Source organism: Mucilaginibacter inviolabilis (genome assembly GCF_011089895.1).
Lineage (GTDB): Bacteria > Bacteroidota > Bacteroidia > Sphingobacteriales > Sphingobacteriaceae > Mucilaginibacter > Mucilaginibacter inviolabilis.
The window spans coordinates 167262-185690 of record NZ_JAANAT010000002.1 but is presented as its reverse complement, the minus strand read 5'-3'; the positions used below and the strand labels follow the sequence as shown (position 1 = coordinate 185690).

Sequence of the window (18429 nt, the reverse complement as noted above, 5' to 3'; positions counted from 1 at the left end):
CTGCTTTAAAAGTTGCCGTAGAGAACGCCGAGATTATCAGCCTCATTCGCAATAATACCCTGCCGGAGTTGCTGTATCTGCCTACCATTCATACATTATTAGATGCAATCAGGAGATATAACTTGACTGAAGCGAAATCGACCTTAAAAAATATTTCCAAATGGATCTCCAGGAAGAAAAGGTACGTGCAGGAATATAGCCTCGCTTTTCACCTGGCAAAAACCTGTTACTATATCGGGGAGAAAGAAATTCATGATGCTGTAGTTAAATTATATTTTAATGGTAGCGCTTTCCTGCAAAATGATGAGCACCTCCATAATAACCTGATGAAATCATTAAAAGAAATGGAAAGAGGAGTTGCTATCGAAATCGCTAAATGCTATTATCGGAAGCATTTTCCCGCTCCAGAAGATAAATTTAATTACGAAACCGAGGTGTTTATTGAAACTACTGAGGAATTACAGTATGCCGAACTCAATATATACTTGAAAGAAATAGCCGAAGATATGATCGTGGAGGTAAAAAAAGAGAATGAAACCGCTATACACAGATTGGAAAGACCGCTTAGCGCTTTGGTGCTTTTGGGGACTTCGTCAGACGAAGAATGGATTATTAACCACCTTGATGATTTCAAAATTCAGTCCAGACCAGATCAAGCACAATTGCGCAGGGCACTGGAGTGCCTCGCACAATTCGGTTCAATAAAAGCGCTCAGTTCTATAAGGACTATTGCTCAAGAATATTCAAACGACGACTCATTAGTAAATGTAAGTCAGGTTGCCTATGAAGCTATTTGCTACCGGGAAAATCTATCCGTGCCAGAAAATGCCCTTTTCGAATTTAATTGATCAGGATGTAAAGAATTCCTGATTTTGGTTGGAGGAATTAATGAACCTGGCCACTGGCGGCTACAGGCATTTCGACTTCCATACGCAGGTCAGCTTAGCGGCGTTTTTTGACTACTGACAAGTAGTTGTGCATTATGTATAATCTTATGTCGCGCCTGATGGCCATATTGATTCAGCCACAAGGCGGATACCTTCGATAATACACCAAACAGAGGGAGACGAAGGGCGGATCTCAACATTATGCAACTATTTATTTTGAAATAACTGTCTTATTAGTATAATTTGGTACATTGATTTAAACCTTACACAATGAGCCGACTTCTTTATTCCGTTCAGGAAATATTTTCATCTAACGGTTACCTTAATACTCATCAAAAGGCTTACTATAATATTCCGTTATATCAACGTGGATATAAATGGGAACCCAGGCACATCGAAAAACTTTTGGACGATATTGAAGCCTTTAAATCGGAGGACGGGAAGTTTTATTGCCTGCAGAATATCACCTTGGTACCTAATGCAAACTCTTTTAACGTGGTGGACGGGCAACAACGCCTGACGACGCTTACCCTAATTTTATCGTTTCTGGGCGAGCAACAATTGGTGCACAATAAAGTGTGTTTTCCAGATAACTCTATAAGAAAGGAAACAAATAAATTTCTAAATACTATTGTGACCAATAAAGATGCTGAGTTCCCAGAGGGTAATTGGCAAGAATTCAGCAACATGTTTCCTGATTATGACCACCAGGATGTAAGCTATTTATTTAATGGTTATCAAGCATTACAGAAATGGTTTGCTAAATTCAATCATGATAGAAACGGCGACTCCTCAAAGTTTTTGAATGTCCTTTTGAACGATGTTAAATTAATCGTGAATAAGTTAGAAACTACAGACAGCGAAGAGAAAATATTTGGGAACCTCAATTCAAAAAGAGTTCCGCTAGATGGAGCTGATCTCGTCAGGGCTATTCTAATAACACGTGTGGCACATGAAGAAGGAAAACGAGAAAGCGACATTAAAAACATTGTTAGGGTAAATGAGAGGAGAGTTAAGATTGGATGGGAACTAGATCAAATCAATCAATGGTGGAGTAAAAAAGAGGTCGCTGTCTATTTCAGCAAATTTAAAAATGTTAAGTCTGCTGAAACTGGACCCGGTGTTAAGCTTTTTAACGAAGAACAGTACCCAATTAACTTACTTTATATGCTGTTCGCAGAAAAGAAAGGCAGATCAGAATTGACTCTTGAACTTATTGAGGAGAATAATAACAATGCGCTTGGTTTATATAAGGAAATCCTTAAACTCCATTACACTTTGCAGGATTGGTATAACGATAAATATATCTATCATTTCTTGGGTTATCTCTTTAATCACCTCACTAAACGTGAATTTAATTTTGGTAATGCCTGGAAGATGTGGCGGGATACAAATAGCAGGGAAGAATTTATAAAATCATTAAAAGATCGTATCAAGTTATCAATTTCTATTGAAGAAAGATTGATTGACTACAATGACATCCAGATGAATTGGTATAAGGATAGCCCGGAAATACTTGTTCGCTCATTGGTACTAATGGACATTATCCACTCTTTAAATAAGGATCATCCAAACCTTCCCTTCGAAGCATTTACAAAATCAAATAATGATATTGAGCATATATTCCCGCAAACTCCGGAGGATATCGCAGAAAAGAAGGACTACATTTCTTTTTTAAACAAATATTTGCTTAAAGAAGACAATAATCGTTTTGATCTAACCGAATTTGATAATCGGAAAGATGATGATGACTATATAGAGATAGTTGACAATTTTATAGACGTGCATATCGCTTCCATACGAATAAACTCAATTGGAAATCTCGTATTGTTATATAACAAACTTAACAGGAGTATAAAAAATGCATCGTATCCTGTAAAACGAGGGAAAATTATTCAGTTTTTCCAGCAAGGTAATTTTATACAACCCCATACTTTTCAAGTTTTTACCCGGTATTTCAACAACCAAAATGATGAAAATTTCGATCTGGAACATTGGACAAATCTGGATATAACGGCAAACACAAATTTCATTACCAGTAAAATCAAAGCTTTTTTTAATTGATCATGAATTTCAACCAATCAATGGAGGAAGTTTCAGTAGGAACCTTGCTCGACCGCTATAACCTAATCGTTCCTGAAATTCAGCGGGAGTATGTCTGGGGCAATAATTATAATAATATCCTGGTCACGTTTTTTAATGACATTAAAGAGGGCTTACAGGAAACTAACAATGGAAATGCGCCATCTAAAAGAACCACTGATTTTCTTCTGAACGCCTTATCAAAGGCAGATAGCAACATACAAAAAACCATTAATGAGATGCTGGTGAAAATCAACCAGATTGATAATGAACTTAACATTGGCTTCCTTTATTCCTACCGTCCCGATTACTATGTTTTTAATGATCGTAATGAGGATATAAATTTGATTGATGGCCAACAGCGTTTTACAACATTGTTCTTTATGCTTTTTTATTTTTCTGTCAAGGAAAAACGCAAGGCGGACTTCATGGGGCTTTTTCGATTTGATCTAAGTTTGGAGCGAATCGCTTTCGATTATCGCGTCAGATCGCTAACGCATAGCTTTTTTATTGATCTTATTAATCATACAAAAAGCCTGGATGACTTGATTAAGGTTGATGGTAAAAATTGGTTCCTGGCCAACTACAACGGTGATCCTACTGTGAAGGCAATTGTACATGGACTATTTCCTAAACTTCACGAGTCGTTCAAGGATGATGATAAAAAATATTACAATTTCGTCCGTGATAATGTTAAATTTTGGCATTTCCGTACAGAGGAAACGTCTCAAGGGGAAGAGCTTTATATAACCATGAATTCTCGCGGGCAACAACTCGCTGATAATGAAAATTTAAGAGCAAAACTTTTTGAACTCGAAGCAATAAGAGGCACCGGCAAAACTACACTTGACTGGAGCGAACAGTGGGAAATATGGCAGGACTTCTTTTGGAAAAAACGAAATAAAAAAGACGCTTTGGCAAACGCTGATGCCGGGTTCAACGAGTTTTTACGCTGGATACAGATAATCAAGATGACCGAGAAGCAAAGAATTATCCTCGATGACGAGGATGATGAATCACCTGATAAAAAAGAAATTTTAAAATACATTAGATGGGATCAAGAATGTCAATTGCAAGCCGAACATCTGCCACTAGTGGAAATTAATAAGTATTTTCTTGCCCTGAATTATCTTTTTGAGGAATTTCCTAACGCTTTAAAGCAATTCAGTAAACAGTATTCAAGTTATAATCATTTTGATCTCCTTGATCCAAAATGGCTGGCACCGAATGGCATAATCAATCAATTGGAGTTATTCCGTTTATTACCAATTCTATACCATGTGAAAAAGGTTTTTGAAAATGGAGGACAACCTCAGCCATTAAACATTTTCAGGCTTATCCGATTCTTTTATAATCTTCGCTTTAACGAAACGATTGTCAAAACTTCTAGTTTCCAGACAATCCAGGCTATAAAAATTGCCGGCCGTCTTAAAGCGGAGGATGATAGCACTTCTTTATTATCCAGAAAAGCAGAATCTATCGTGAATAGCGAAGAACGGCTCAAGCTGACTTTGATAAGGGAAAGTAACGAGCGGTTCCAGCTGGAAGAACAACTTTGGATGGCTGAAGACATGGATTATCACCGTGGTAGTATCCGTTTTCTAATTGATTGGACTATAACCCAATCTTCCGGCGTATTCCAATTTAAAATTTTTAAAAAGCTGCTTGCCTCTTATAAAGAGCTTATTCTCGCTGAAAATGAAATACGTGGGGATCTTTTACCGATAAAGGCGTTTCTTAACGTTCCACAACGAGTAACCTGGAACAGTGCTTTCTTTAAAGAACCTGAATATTTGAATTTTGTCCTGAAGTGGAGTAAGGCTAAGAATATTTCACTCAGTGATTACCTCATCGGGCTTCGCAAAAACTTCATAAATAATTACAACACGGTAGAGAATGTTCAGAATGAAGCGAGTTTCAAAAAACAGGTTTACATATACTACATTTTAGGGCAGAATATTTTAAAAAAGAATGATAACTGGAATTGGGCGGCAGGCAAGAATTTCGGCATCTGGGAACGATATCCTGACTGTAAAAGCATTTTTAACAACAAAAATATTTTTCAGCAATATAAATCTCAATGGAAAGAAAATGCCAGAAATATTATTTGGATACAACGTTCCCTTAACATAGGGCCAAGAAAAATTCAAGTATTATTGGATTGGGGTAAATCGTAATAAATTTTTATAGTTGTGGACATCATCAAAGAAACAATTTCGCTTGGGGAATTTGGAGAGTTGTACTTTACAAAGGACCATTCTTCTTTCAAAGAAATTACAAATCGACTTCCCGAAAGTTTATTTGTAAAAATAAGCACCTACAATATTTCTGGCAATAACGAAGAACTGCTGACATTATTAAAATCTTTATCACCGAACACTCAAATAGTAATCGTTACAAACATACCTGGTCGATGGGATGATTATTGGAAACCTAAGTATCGGGAAGGTGCAAGAAAAATCATACAGACCTATCTCCTGAAATTGGATCCTGAAAACTTCCAAAACAAAATTAAGGTTTACTTTAATTTTCACAATCACTCTAAGATAATCGTTACTGACAATCTCGGCTATATTGGTTCAGCCAACTTTAGTAAAGAAAGCGCAAATAGCTTTGAAGCGGGCATTATTATCCGCTCAAAAGCGATTATTACTGATGTTATTGATCGTTTTTTTGACCCTTTAATCACACGGTCGACTCGATATTTCGGAGGAAAACTGCAGCGTTTAGCTATCGAGTTAGAGAATAATTTAGTTACACTAACAGCTTTTGAAAAAGAAATTGTCAAAATTAATAGCCATGCAATTTGGCTTATTCAGCAAGGAGATCACCCAATTCCGGCAATCCAAGCGAATGCTGATAACCTGGAAGAGCTGGAAATATTAACACTGGATTTTGACGATGTATTTACCGATATAGAAAGGTATCTCCATTCAATTGAATCAACGACCGAGATTCGGATAATTGGCAATTCTATTCGCGGCCTTGTTGAACGTGAATCGATATTGCGAGAAAGAAGCAAATTCAATATGGATTGGCAGATAACTAAAAATAAAGATCAGAATTGGATCAACGATACAGGCGAAAACGGTTTCGAGCTTGAACAAGTCGCCCAAGAAAATGCATTAGAACAATACGAGCAGTTAAATAATGAGGCAGGAGAAAAAATTATTGATCTCAACAATCAAATTGGACTTTATCAAATAAGTATTCAGAATCTCATTTTAATGCTTAATGAATTAGATGATGCCGAACGAAGTATTGATAATACTGATAGTTAGCGATCGGAAAAAGATCAATAATAAAAGAATGTTCCAATCATTTTTATATAAGCCATTATTATCATGAGAGACATAAATGAATTAATACAATATCACCAGGAAAGTGAATTTTTAGATTTTAAACTGGAAGAATACAAGGATGCAAAAAGAATGGATTTGGTCAAAGATGTATTGGCAATGGCCAATGCAGCTTATTCAGGTGATCGCTACATCATCATTGGCATTAAAAAGAACAAAGATGAAATAATTTTTAAAGCAGTGGATAACCCAATTGATTCTGCAAGTATTCAACAATTAATCCATAGTAATATAACTCCAGAAATATCGGTCACTTACGAACCTTTCCTTTTTGAAAATAAAAGCCTGATGGTTTTGACAATTAAAGCCACCGCTGACCAGCCTTACTCCATACTTAAAGACACTCCGCTTAATGAAAAAACGGTACTTAAAAAGAACACGATGCTCATTAGGAAAGGAAGCTATCAGGTGTTGATGGGAAGAACAGATATGGAACAGATCTTTGCCAAAAAATTCAAGGTTAAAAATCTTGATGACCAGATTGAACTAGGATTCAAAGAAGGGGGACACATCTTGAAAATGCTTTGTATTAGAAATATTTTCACGCCGTCAGACGATAATAAAAAACAGATAGAAGACCAGATTCATTGGAAAGAAGAGTTGTTACAACAGGATCCAAAGAAATATGTGGAACGATTTGGGCAACAAACGGGTCTTCAAAATTCTTATCAGGAAATGAATTTGCCGACACTTAACTCAAGATTACAATCAGTTAAGCAAAACTACCAGGAAGAAGACCAATACTATCTCAATGAAGAGCGCGCCTTTAAGTTAAATTTTTATATCTTGAATCACGCGGAAATTCATCTGGATAGGGCAATGATTGAATTATACATTCCAAAAATTGAGGGATTTAAAGTAATGCCCCGGATTCAGCCCCGGGTTATAAACTATATCGTAGTAATACCTGTTGAAGAAGGTTATCCGAAAGTAACTACTGAAGCGGAAGGCTACAGGGTATCAAGCGATATTGGTGATGTCCGCCATCAGTTAAAGCATTTGGCTTTTAAAGCCCCTTTAAGGGTTTTTCCGGATGAAAAATTAGCCGGCTCTCATTGCATCATCAAAGTGAAATTGCATGGCGCCAATCTATCGGTACCACGGGAATTTGATATGAGGATCGATTTTATTTGATAATGTTTTAATACTATATACTTACCATTTTTAATAACATTGTCTGCAATGATTGAACCGATATTAGAAGGGATTTTTCCTGCCATTTTAAAAGAATTAAAGTCAGCGACTGGTTCTATTAAAATCGTTATGGCACGATGTTAATCAATCAAATCCTCGGTAAATTCTTTTCCTTTCATATTCAGCATTTTTACGTTCTGCCTGTATTCTTTCCTCCAACCAAATTTGATGATCTAGGTACTCGTGTTGATTAGGCATCTCGTCTATTGCCTCACTTAAGAAGTCAAGTTCTTTAATCCGGTAATCAGCCCATATCTGCCGGCCGTTTGTATATGAGAAGGAATTGTTATTCCAATCGCATTGGTCAATGAAAGTAACATCTTTATTTAAGCTCAGCCAAAATTTGATCAAGGGCACATATAAGTTCTTCATGTAATTTCGAAGTATGTCCCAAACAACGCTTAGCATTTTGGGGTCATTCGGATAGAAAGTAATTAATTGTTTAAAAACAATTTCCGCATCCTGGTAGTATTTTTCGTCTAACTGTATGAAAAATAAAGCAATAAACTGATCTATTCCATGACTGAAAAAATCAAGATGATTTAACTTAACAAAAGTGTCATAAACAAGTTGCTTTCCTTCTGCCAAATCCCAAATTTTCGTCAAAATAATATCAGGTGCTGAGTAATGTGCTTTGTAAATGCCGACCCTATAATCAATGTATTCGTTGAAAAAGTTAACATCTTTTTCCATTAGGAAAAACAGGTCATTTGATTTAGTATCAAATGAATGATTTATGACATCTTGCTGAAAATATATCTTTTTAGACAGTTCAAAATATTTGTCTCTGATATATGGATATTCCTTAAAAAAATCGAATGGAATCTTGTAGATAAACTGGTTTTCGCACTCATGTTTTAAAACGAGGGTCTCAACTACGTCCTTATAAGTGCCAGGTTTGAACTTTTCATATTTTTCAAAATAGGGCGGGTGAACATTGTAGTGATTGCTTGCATGTCGGAAACAAGTCAGCATTAATGCAATAGAATCTACATTAATACCGTCTTCTGGAAGCCATTCAAAGTAATTTTCAAGCCATATTTGCTTAAGTTTGTAATTTGGCCAGCTAATTAAATCATATAGTTTTTTATAATTTCCATTTAGTTGGCGGAAAATAATATTACACAACCTTGTTGATGTAAATTCTATAATATTGCCTTTCTCCAAATAAAAAGCCAACGTTTGAAAGCCGAGCTCAATATTATCCAAAAATATGTTCTCAAATAACACAGGCAGCCCGAAATTAATTGGGTTTTTATGGTAGAATTTAAAATCTCGGATTATCTCGACAAATTCATAAATCTTCAAGAAATCTTCAAAGCTACTTACCACTACAGTTTTTTTAACAAAATCCAGTTTTGCCTGCCAGATATCTTTTATTTCGTAATCGAGGAACTGTTTTCGCACCCTATTACGAACTAATGCTAAAGACCCGTGCAGCGAATAGATTTTATTGTGATATTTTTTTTGGAGCACTTTCACCTCCTGTTTGATTTCTATTCTCTTATCGGTAAGCAGATTGATATATTCTTGCACAAAATAACAATCTTCATATTTAGAAGGAACAAAATGAGATTTAACAATTTCCGCAATATGAACTTGATCCAATATGAGATAAACATAATTTAAATCTCCCCTTTGTTCTAAATATTCTATTAAAAGGTCATAGCAAATATCCTTGTCAATTTCATAGTTCTCTTTGATATCTAACCAGAATTGATTTCTTAGTATTATGAACTCTTCCTTGAAAACATAGTCTCCATCTTTCACCTCGTAAAGATCATGGCTAAAGGTTGTGTTCAAAAGGGCGTGTTGAAAACCGTAATAGAAAAGTATTTTATATATATAACTATCGTTCAGATGCGTTTTAAAAAAATTATAAGCAATGTTTTGTTTCTGAAGTCCGTTTGCGAGATCATCTCCGTTTGCAAAAAGTGGAGTCCTGATTTGCTTAACAAGTAAGTCGAGTAGCGACTTTCGCTTTTGCACATGCTGTATGGCCAGCCCAAGGGCAATTGAAAACTCTTTTAGACTTCTTTCATAAAATGGCTCTAAAAGCCTAAGGACCGGGTCGAAGTCGTGTGGATTTGTTTTTCGATAAGCGTCGGTAAAGTCAAATTCATCAATGGACTGTTCAGCTGCGTCGGTTAATTTTCGAATAAATGAAAAACACTGCATTGGCAGATAGATTCCGAAAACCTCTAAAAAATGAACCGTATCTTTATAATTTGACTGTACCCGAAGAAGGTAGTTCAACAAAGGCTGGCGAGCTTTTCCCATTATCTGTTCTTCTCCAAACGCGTTTATCGCCGGAAGATAAGTGTCGCGAATACGATAAACATATCTATTAAAATATTCAAAAAATAGAGTATCCTGACTTAAATAGCCTTTTTTGACAAATGCCAAGTGGAATAAATATGTACCCAATACCTGGTCACCAATCTTTGCAACTGATTTATAGTTTATTTCGACAAGCTCCATCGCCTCAGCAACATGAACAATTTCACTAAATTCACTTATGCTAATGCCAAAACTTTTAAGTTTATCTTGGTCTTCCTTTTCCTGTATATCGAGTGTTTGAAAAAACGACAATATGCCGAGGACCTTTATTGTGGACGACTCAGCAAGGAAACTTTTATCTTTTACAACTGAATTAAAATAGGATTCGTAAATGGAGGAAACGTCGTTTAATAATGCAATGTCGGGGACTTTCTTCACCGCGTCCGCGGCCATGATGGCTAATCTCGGATTGCCCTTTGCAATTTCGATGACCCGTGCCCTTAATTGATACGTGAGAACACCAAAAGGGGCATTATAGATGATTTTATCAATTGTATCATCTGAAAGTCTACTAATTCGTACTCCTTTAAATTCACGATTTATTAAGTGTTTCTCTACATCTTCTTTTGCATAATCCCTGACTGTAAGGACTAATTTGATAATAAAATCACTTGCAAGCGTTTTAACTAAAATTGGAAGCAGATTTTCCAATTGTCTGTTGGCATCATCAATAAGTATGATATAGGATTTACCGGATTCAAAGAAAATCACAATCTCTTCCATAATGGATTCCGGCTTCGACCAGATGTAACAATCTTCAAATTTAGGATGATCTTTTACAAATTCAGCCATAGCTTGGATCGCAAGTTTAGATTTACCTACTCCTGGTGAACCAGTAATAACTGTGATCTCAGATTGTTCGAATGTAGATTTTAAAAAAAATAATTCGGGTTCTCTTCCATACAAATTATTATCAAGTGGCGTTACGAAACCTTTGCCGCTATATTCATTGAGAAATTCTGCTTTGTCAAGAATCTGACCTGTTTCAAAAGGAATACCGAAAATATCTCGTGCAAACATTCGCCCTTTATCATACAAATAGTTGGTCAGTTCATTAACTCCTAAAATTGTAAGAGGAATTTCAAAGGATTTAACTAGTTTTCTCAGCGATTCATATACTTCAAAATCCACTTCTTTGTTGGTACAGAGCACGATATATTTTACCTGTGTTGGTTCGATATCCCATTTATCGAACTCAAGACACCCTTCTAGGTCTTTTCTTAGTTTGGCGTTATACTTTCCCTTATCTAAATTGTCATGAGTTGTAATTTCAGTTAAAATATAGCCACCTTCATCAAGCACAATATAAGAATCGGGGCGCCCTGGCCTTGTTTTGTCAGTATCTTCTTCTGACCCCGGAGTAAACTGAACTCCTCGAAACATTTTTTTAAGATAATAATTACAGACCCTCTGAAACTTTCCACCTTCATTGGCATAAAGTTCATGTGAAATCCAAGAATATTTACTCATGAAATAGGTTAAATAGATTGTGAAAAGCTAATTTACCAGTTTTAAAACTTAGTGCAGACGTTTCTTTTAAGGATAAAATAATATTAAATTCAAACATTTATTTTCGGATTATCGATTGAATTGAACAAAAATTAACTTCTCAACTAATAAATAAAGGAAGCTATTACTCTAAAATAGCACAAAGGAATAAAACCAGGAATGCCAATTTGGAGCAAGAAAGGAACCCTGGGGATTTTAGTTCGGCACATCCATTAGTGTTTTAATATCACTCGGCGCAAAAGAAATGATTTTTCATCTTGATGCTAAACTATACTTTGAAATTCACCGCAAGCGTATCTACATACCACGGTTGAGTAATAGATACGTATTTTGTTTGTGTTAATTTTCGTATCGCAATCGTTCAACAGTTGAAAGTCCGATTGCAGTTAGATACTTTTATAAAACCTTTAAGATAAATAAGCCCGGCTATCTAGCTAAGATTCACTTTAATATTATATAAGTTTTTATTGTCCTTGATGTTTAGTGCTATATCTAAATAACCATCGGGATTTGTCAAAAATTCCGACCATCTTATGGTTTTTATGAATGAGAATTCGCCATGATGAATAGTTAACCCGTCACAGGATGATAAATTTGGACTCTTCATATTAAACATATTTGACCTCAAAATTTCAAATAATTGTCCCGTCCCATGTGTGGTACAGTTGCAGTTAGCATTTTCTATATAATACCAATTATAACTCCCGGTTTCATCTGGCAAAACAATGCCTAATAATGCATTCATGCGGCAAGTCCTGTCACTTCTTGTAATTTCGCGAAGCGAATAAGAAACCTCCCAAGGTATCCATTGATCTTTCTCATCGAGATAGATTTCTTTCATGCCTTTTGAAATCATGACTACGGTTACGCTACTCCGGAAAATTTTTTCCTTTAAAGATGTCTCAATCGTTGAGTCAGCAAAATTCGCTAAACTTTCACCGTCCTTTTCACCTAAATTTATGTGATCCCAATCAGCCAAAACACCTTGGAGTTTATCTACATAATTTCTGACTTTTGGAAATTCATTCCAGGGTAAATCTGACAAGCGCTGGACCTTGTTGTCAGCATATTTATAGGAAACAAAAATGTTTCTACCCATAATAATTAAATTCTTTCGATTAATAGTTCCTGGAATAAACTCATAAAGCCATAATCTTTTCGCAGTCTTTCATTTTTCATCCCCTCAGGCAAAATAGTATCATAAACAATTTGAGTCGCTGCGCCTGTACTTGCAATAGGAAGCAACAACGCGTTCGGATGATATTCTCTCAAAAGTTTAAATTCATCTTCTATTCCTTCCATGCCCCCTATGAACACACCAGCCACAAAGTCATTTTCGGTAAACATTTGTTTCCGCATATTTGCGACGCTCGCGTCTCGATCATTTAGATTTTCTGTGAAAATGATATTCTCGAACTTATTATTGTCGGCTGGAAAAAATTTTTCAAAAAACAAACTTTGATATATGGTGACATGAGCCTGGATGTTTAAATCAAACTTCTCCATTACGTAATTGATCAAAGGTGTAATTGAGGGGTGACCGCCCCAAATTAAACGATACTGAGGTAAGACCGTTTGGGTTAAAGCAATCACCGCATCGCGGATCGCGATGATATCGGCGGTGTCGAAATATTTTAGATCCCTTTCTTCCAAAGGGACACTCGCAGATAAGAATATATTTTTCAATTGTTCTGCAGCCATGAGTCAAATTCCTGTTTTTTTATAGTTTTCACGTCCAAATATTCGTTCAGGTATCTCAAGTGTTTCAGCCACTTTTCCCTAATACGAACATCATCATAAATGAGATAAACTTCATCGACTGAATATTCCCTGATTTCCTTCTTTAATTCAGAGGATTGATTACAATCAATGGATTGCGGTATACCAACTGAAGGTATAAAGATGCGTCTTTTTTGATCAGCAATATCCTCCGTTATAAACCTCTCCGGCTGAAGATTGACTTGCTTACCAAATTTACGAGCAATATTTAAAAATTCGGTGATTAAATTGTCCTGACGTGCCGCCAAATTCCTTGCCCGAATAGACTCTACTTGCTGGACTATATTTTTTACGGTTAATGACGTTAATTTGGATAAATCTTTATTATCAAAAAGATTATTTTCGAAATTTTCAGGCTTCAATAAAGTGGGGTAACAAAGTTGCGCCATTTTTTCTAAAGTATGACTTGGCCAAACCAATTGAAGAACACCAATTTGTTTAACATTGGCCTCGGCAATTTCCTTTTCACACCATTGACTGGTCAAAAAATTTAATGTGTTGAGTATCACAATTACATCGCAATCAGTCATGCGGTGCCACAGCTCATCCTGGAAAGGCTCACCCTGTTTGATGGAATGCGTATCTAAAAATACGTCGAAATTGCTTTTCTCTAATGCCTCATATAGCTGAATGGCAACGGAAGTCGATTCGTCCCTTTTGTAACTGATAAATATTTTTCTCGAATTTCTTAATTTGCCAAAACTTTCTAAAATTAAGTTAACGATTTTTTCATCTAATGACTCGTCGTATAAAAGACCATTTTGGTTTTCCAGAATCTTAGGTATCTCTTTCGAAAACGATTTCTTAAAAATTGGTAAAATTATATTTCCATCTTTTAAAAGGTGGTCAAGAATATCCACGTCTTTATGATCTTCTTCATTCCCGAAATACAACACAAATGCAGGCTGGTTTCCCTTATATTCCTGACCTATCTCCGAACTCGTTATTACTTTGTAAAACTCTGGCTGAAGTTCCAAATCAGCAATCTTTTCGAAAAATAATTTTATTATTTTTTCAGTACTCGGGTTGGTAGTTCCTAACACGATTATTTGGTATACGTACGTCATCAATTAAGATTATATAAATAGATAAACCTATGAAAAATGGATGCTTGTCCAATTTATTGGATCACCATGAATGCCTAATGTATAATTTTGAGATAGCCACGCAATAAATTGGTCAGCGACAAGCGCTGGGATAGCATTACTTTTTACATTTCTACCTCGGTTACATATTTCCAAGAATTGATCGGGAATCTTAAATGCCTTATCTCCAAAATAATAGAAAGTTTTGGAGATAAGCACAAACTCACCACCAGTGTCAGCCTTTAAATGATCCTCGTTAACGACACCTCCATCTAAAGAATGAGCTGAATCTTCTTGTATCCAGTCGTTTGTTTTCGCATCGCGATGATAGAAATTATCCCCATAGAGTTCCACTAGGCTGCCGTTTAGAATTGGTTTCTTATACTGAAACCTTGGGTCATCCCAATATTGTTCGAGCGTAATTTTCTCCTCTACCTGCATACCGTAGATAAAGTAATTAAGATTTTTTAACTTGGCACTACCTGTTCCAAATATCCAGTCCCCCAACTGAAGTTTTTTATTTCTACGAATATCCGGCTTACAGACTGCTAACGTGCAGTAACTACCGAAAGGATTAGGTGCAAGACCGAAGTCATGTTCAATTTTGTATGAATAATATCCCATTTTTAACTATAACATTTTACCCTAGTAATATTGACAATAGGTGTACGCGGTGTTCCATCAGCATTTTCTGCGGGCATCTTTTTGCCTTCGATAGCATCGCATAATTTGTCTAAAGAGTTCCAACCTAAAGGTGTTCCCCCATATTTTTTAAAGTTTTCAGGTAGGTCTACAGCATTTGCTGAACCATGCGCATAAATGCCTACAATTCTCTTTCCTTGATCATGCGCATATTTAATTTCGTCGTTAACATACTTGCTGGTGTGCGTATCCGAACCTATCAGGCAAATCAATGTACTGGACCAGCTAACCCGCATTCTTAATAAACGTGCAATAACAGTGTCTGTGGGGCGCCGACCATCTCTATGATTAGTGCTATCGACGGAAAAATTTCTGACATCATAGCCCGCGTTCTTCAATCTGTTTTTTAAACCTTGAACCTGAGCGTCATTTTCACCTTTATGACTTATAAAAATGTTATACGAACCTGCCATTTAATGAGAATTAGGTAAATCAATTTCTTTTAACTGCCATTTTTCGGGAAAACAGTAATTTATTCGTTTTAACCCGGTCGGTTTGAATTTTTGTTTAATGCGTGTTCTATCAGAAATTCCACGGACTTCAGGATGTGCCAGACGCGCATATTTATCTACTTCACAGAAAAGATTTTGACAATCAATTAACTGCAAAGGCCGACCCCAAAGATCTTTGAAATCGATTTCTAAACGTTGAAATTCTTGTTCTTGGCGATCAGCCATCCATTTGATAATATCTTCATCAGATAGATCATCCTGAACCGAAAAACACTTTCTGATGCCATCTTTTGCTCCTGGACCAGCTTTTACAAATTCCATTTCGGAAAAGTCAGTCAAATTACTATAGTTGATATCAATCGCATATTGATAGGCCAGAAATGAACCGATCGATGGTAATTTTAAAAGTTCTTGATAAAGCGCTTCCAGAGATCGGGAGTTTAGCAATCGTTGAAAAGTATTTTGCTCCATAATCAGCTCAAGTAGCTTAAGATGATTTTGGTGTTTATACTTGAATCCAAATGCGCTTTTTGCCGAAGCCATAATATACGCACCAGAATAGATTGCGAGCCCTTGCTCGCGGGCAGTAGTTAGAATTTGGTCGTAAATAGCATAGTCATAAGTATCAAATCGAACTTCTCCAAAGTTCTTTTCTACTAACTCCCAGGTTTCAATTTTATTAAAGAGTTTAAATAACAATATGCGAAATAAGAGTTCTTCTGGCTTTTGATCTCCTTGATGAATAATATTCTTTACTAAGTACTGGCTAACCCTATCTGTAATACGATAAGCATTTGTAAACTTATAATGTTGAATTATCGGATCTTTTGACCAAGGGGGGTATGAATCAGAAAACCTATTAAAAAATACTTTTTGTCGTTCAGCCGCAAAATACCAATAAGTGTCAAAAACGATTGACGGCTTAGGTTTATTTATTTTATTTATGATAATTGACATTTAAATCTCTTAATGGATACCTAAAAAAATTAATGCTCTGTTCTTTCGGCTGACTAAAACACGACCACCGTTATTTTTTCGTAGCTTATTAAATATTTCATAGGAATTCAAAATAGCTTTTTCCCATTGTTTGCCACTGCACTCTTTCACTTCAGTGTTTTTTACAAGAGTTTGAACTTGCTTGATTAAGCCAGAATCTACACTTGTCCCATACTGAAGTAGGTTATGATCTAAAGCATGATGATAAATATAAAGGGAAATCAATTCTTCTGTGATTTGGGATCTTGCTCCGTCCTCGTTTTCATCAATTTCAGGATCACTTTTTCTTTTTATCTTCAATAATTTACGTAATACAGGAGACCATCCGAGTACTGCCAGGTAACCATAGTGAAATATGTCATGAAAACGATAACCATCTTCTTCGTATGTATTATCAGTAAGTGGATCGCCGATCATTTGATCGTCACGCTTATCAATGATTTTTAATTTGTTTTTACCCTCTTCCTCATATGCGACAAACTCGATTTCAAATTCCTCCGGAAATTTTTCATTTGCCGGGAATGAATGATCAAAATCAACATATTTATCCGATTCATCAGTTAAAAACCGGTCGCAAATTTTGTCCAAATTCTTAGATGCAATGTCATCCAAAGTCAAATCATTCTGTGTCGCTATAGTTGACAGATACCACAATACATCACCAAGCTCCTCACCGAGCTTTTTCTTATAAGCAACATAAGAATCCCCCACTCTTAACTTTATCTTCAGTTGGCTTACAACAGAACCAATCTCGCCAATAATTCCTAGAAAAGGCACGATCTCCGTGTCATTGTTCCTAGATGCATTTTTCTGTATAGTCTTTTTTGCTTCTTCTTGATAAAAATTGAAATCCATTATTAGCAGGTTTAAATCATTGGGGCAACCTCCTAGAAATTACTTGGGATCTTAAACAGCAAGTATTGCTGAATGGAGTTAAAGTATTTGGATAGGCTTGGTTATATCAAATATAACCAATTTTGTTTTAAATAAACAATACTAATATTATCCCCATAAAATATATCATTCTGATAATGAAGGTCTTTGGTCAGGCCCAAAGACCTTTCAAGTTGAACTACCTTATTGCTTTAAACATCTGTTCGATGCATTTTTTTTTCTGTTCCATATTAGGATGGACATATAAGTTTAATGTTGTACTGATATTGGAATGACCTAAGAGCACACTGACGGTCTTATAATCACATTTACTTTCTATACAGCGTGTTGCGAAACTATGGCGTAAACCATGGAATTTGAGTATTGGCATATTCAACGTCCGCATGAATTTTTGGTAATAACTGCGATATGTACGCGGTTCGGTGGGCTTGGCATCATTGGTCAAAATATAAAATTGATGATTGATAATCTTTTTGATTGGTTTAAGCATTTTCAGCAGATCCCGGTTCATCGGGATCTCTCGTATGGAATTCTTCGTTTTTGGCGTATCAATCATCACTTCGGTTTTACGAATCCCCTCATCAATGGTATAAATTCGCTGGATGGTTCTCCTGACACTTATAACGCCATTATCAGTGTCGACGTCGTCCCAAGTCAATGCACAGATTTCACCGATGCGGACGCCTGCGCTCAAACAGATATAAATGCCGAGGTTGCGAAAGGTAAAATGTTCCTGTACATAATTCATTACTTTCCTTTGATCAGTGCGGCTGAGCACCTCTACATTATTCTTTTCTCTTTCCGTCGGAAACTGAATGTCAAATGGGCGATATTCTAGCCACTTATGTTTAGCGCCGAATTTCAAAGCCATTTTTAACACAATCAAAATATCCTTAACGGACTTATGACTCAATCCGTCATCCAGTTTTTGAAAAACGAATGCCTGCACATCAGCCTCTTCTACATGGTCCTTCCGGCCAAATGCCGGATTAAGATGGTTCTCTACCAACAGCATATAGGCTGAGTAAGTTGATCTTTTAACATACTGCTTTTTATCTGCTTTCCACAGATCAATGATTTCTGAAATTTTCTTTTGTTCGGTCATGATTTTTAAAGGTTTTATTAAATGAGATTATCGGGCAAAGAAAAG

Annotated in this window: 14 protein-coding genes; 5 read left to right on the top strand and 9 right to left on the bottom strand. The window is 36.0% G+C overall.

Annotated features, from left to right (window positions below; genetic code table 11):
- Nucleotides 1-122 precede the first annotated feature (122 nt).
- The 5 genes from G7092_RS16825 (at nt 123) to G7092_RS16805 (ending at nt 7462) form a co-directional block, all read left to right on the top strand.
- On the top strand, nt 123-848 hold the full coding sequence (locus tag G7092_RS16825; protein ID WP_166091191.1) for a hypothetical protein: 726 nt from the start codon (nt 123-125) through the stop codon (nt 846-848).
- A gap of 309 nt (nt 849-1157) precedes the next feature.
- A complete protein-coding gene (locus G7092_RS16820) occupies nt 1158-2951 on the top strand; it encodes a DUF262 domain-containing protein (RefSeq protein WP_166091190.1) in 1794 nt (597 codons plus the stop codon).
- A 2-nt stretch (nt 2952-2953) separates the two neighbouring features.
- On the top strand, nt 2954-5146 hold the full coding sequence (locus tag G7092_RS16815; RefSeq protein ID WP_166091189.1) for a GmrSD restriction endonuclease domain-containing protein: 2193 nt from the start codon (nt 2954-2956) through the stop codon (nt 5144-5146).
- A gap of 15 nt (nt 5147-5161) precedes the next feature.
- Nucleotides 5162-6250, top strand: coding sequence for a phospholipase D-like domain-containing protein (locus G7092_RS16810; protein ID WP_166091188.1), 1089 nt, complete (start codon nt 5162-5164; stop codon nt 6248-6250).
- Nucleotides 6251-6313: 63 nt separating this feature from the next.
- Entirely contained in the window at nt 6314-7462 is a 1149-nt protein-coding gene (locus G7092_RS16805) for an AlbA family DNA-binding domain-containing protein (protein WP_166091187.1), read from the top strand.
- Nucleotides 7463-7606: 144 nt separating this feature from the next.
- Here G7092_RS16805 and G7092_RS16800 read toward each other — a convergent pair whose 3' ends face one another.
- The 9 genes from G7092_RS16800 to G7092_RS16760 form a co-directional block, all read right to left on the bottom strand.
- Nucleotides 7607-11332: an ATP-binding protein gene (locus G7092_RS16800; protein WP_166091186.1), complete on the bottom strand. Its 3726-nt coding sequence runs from the start codon at nt 11330-11332 to the stop codon at nt 7607-7609.
- 469 nt (nt 11333-11801) lie between these two features.
- Nucleotides 11802-12470 (bottom strand): TIR domain-containing protein, encoded by a 669-nt coding sequence (locus G7092_RS16795; RefSeq protein ID WP_166091184.1) that lies wholly within the window; start codon nt 12468-12470, stop codon nt 11802-11804.
- A gap of 5 nt (nt 12471-12475) precedes the next feature.
- Complete coding sequence (gene thcA / locus G7092_RS16790) at nt 12476-13072, bottom strand: Thoeris type III anti-phage system protein ThcA (RefSeq protein WP_166091183.1); 597 nt, start codon at nt 13070-13072, stop codon at nt 12476-12478.
- Nucleotides 13054-14193: a Thoeris type III anti-phage system protein ThcB4 gene (thcB4, locus tag G7092_RS16785; RefSeq protein ID WP_202985343.1), complete on the bottom strand. Its 1140-nt coding sequence runs from the start codon at nt 14191-14193 to the stop codon at nt 13054-13056. The genes thcA and thcB4 overlap by 19 nt, the downstream gene beginning before the upstream one ends.
- Before the next feature lie 51 nt (nt 14194-14244).
- Nucleotides 14245-14859, bottom strand: coding sequence for an Nmad2 family putative nucleotide modification protein (locus G7092_RS16780; RefSeq protein WP_166091181.1), 615 nt, complete (start codon nt 14857-14859; stop codon nt 14245-14247).
- Nucleotides 14860-14861: 2 nt separating this feature from the next.
- Complete coding sequence (locus G7092_RS16775) at nt 14862-15350, bottom strand: TIR domain-containing protein (RefSeq protein WP_166091180.1); 489 nt, start codon at nt 15348-15350, stop codon at nt 14862-14864.
- Nucleotides 15351-16346, bottom strand: a complete 996-nt coding sequence (locus G7092_RS16770; protein ID WP_166091179.1) for a nucleotide kinase domain-containing protein — start codon at nt 16344-16346, stop codon at nt 15351-15353.
- Nucleotides 16347-16355: 9 nt separating this feature from the next.
- Nucleotides 16356-17240, bottom strand: coding sequence for a nucleoside triphosphate pyrophosphohydrolase family protein (locus G7092_RS16765; protein ID WP_166091177.1), 885 nt, complete (start codon nt 17238-17240; stop codon nt 16356-16358).
- A 217-nt stretch (nt 17241-17457) separates the two neighbouring features.
- On the bottom strand, nt 17458-18384 hold the full coding sequence (locus G7092_RS16760; RefSeq protein ID WP_166091176.1) for a tyrosine-type recombinase/integrase: 927 nt from the start codon (nt 18382-18384) through the stop codon (nt 17458-17460).
- Between the last annotated feature and the right edge of the window lie 45 nt (nt 18385-18429).